This window comes from Candidatus Nitrosarchaeum limnium BG20 (assembly GCF_000241145.1).
Lineage (GTDB): Archaea > Thermoproteota > Nitrososphaeria > Nitrososphaerales > Nitrosopumilaceae > Nitrosarchaeum > Nitrosarchaeum limnae.
This window is the reverse complement of the sequence record NZ_AHJG01000188.1, coordinates 1-915: the sequence shown is the minus strand read 5'-3', so window position 1 is coordinate 915 and position 915 is coordinate 1. Positions and strand designations below refer to the sequence as shown.

The window sequence follows — 915 nt, the reverse complement described above, 5'->3', positions numbered from 1 at the left end:
AAATGTTATCCACGACTGCAGCACTAGTGGGTCAAGGATTAGGAAAAAAAGTCGCCATGGTAACTGACGGCAGGTTTTCTGGAGGTACACGGGGATTCATGGTAGGACATGTAGCCCCTGAAGCATATGTTGGTGGACCTATTGCATTGGTAAAAAATGATGACGAAATTACCATAGATACGGAAACTAACATAATTGATCTTCATGTATCACCTGAAGAATTAGAAAAAAGAAGAAATCTTTGGAGCCCACCAAAACCAAACTATACAACAGGCGCTTTAGCAAAGTATGCCACACTAGTAGGCTCTGCAGCACAAGGTGCAATTACTAGTCCAAAACTATGATTAATCCAGTTTTAGAAAAACTATAGATTTTGCATAAATGTTTATTTTTTGAGAAAATTTACAAAGACATGGGGAATTGTTTTGTGTGTGGAAAAAAGAAGCTAGATTATGAAGTTTGGTGGAACAAATTAGCTGTAGGAATTACTTATGATTCTGAATTTCAAAATAATGAAATCATTTGTAGTATGTCTGAAAAATCAATGATATGTCACAAATGTATTAAAGAAATAGAAAAAAGTATTGAAGAAAAAAAGAAACAATGAAACTCTAAATTGCACGGTATTCCTCAAGATTGAGCATTGGGAGTATTTTTTGGATTATCATGTCATGATTTGATGAGCGTTCAGTAGATAGAAGCAAAAGGTCTCTTTCGAGATAAATTGTAATCCATTTCACATTATCTCGTGATTCAATGGCCCAATTTGTTTTGCCAAGTTTTTGATCAAAGACATGATTCATTTTTGCTTTTAACATTGCTTCTCGATGAACTAGTTTAGTTTCAGGCACACTCAAATGAGGAATCATCCCTCTTTTTCGTCTATACGCCTTAAGTCTACCACATTTACACAGG

The 915-nt window shown here is 35.0% G+C and carries 2 protein-coding genes and 1 pseudogene; 2 read left to right on the top strand and 1 reads right to left on the bottom strand.

Annotated features, from left to right (window positions below; all coding sequences use genetic code 11):
• Together BG20_RS06485 and BG20_RS06480 are read left to right on the top strand one after the other, a co-directional pair.
• Window positions 1-344, top strand: a pseudogene (locus BG20_RS06485) (dihydroxy-acid dehydratase); the annotation flags it as partial.
• A gap of 68 nt (window positions 345-412) precedes the next feature.
• Complete coding sequence (locus tag BG20_RS06480; RefSeq protein WP_048097120.1) at window positions 413-607, top strand: hypothetical protein; 195 nt, start codon at window positions 413-415, stop codon at window positions 605-607.
• A gap of 4 nt (window positions 608-611) precedes the next feature.
• On the opposite strand, the gene BG20_RS06475 is transcribed toward BG20_RS06480, so the two are convergent.
• A partial coding sequence (locus tag BG20_RS06475) for a hypothetical protein (protein ID WP_048097119.1) occupies window positions 612-915 on the bottom strand: 304 nt, incomplete at its 5' end.

Bases quoted from the DNA above. Each gene is read 5' to 3' on its own strand.
- BG20_RS06480 (WP_048097120.1), top strand. From the start codon at position 413: ATGGGGAATTGTTTTGTGTGTGGAAAAAAGAAGCTAGATTATGAAGTT.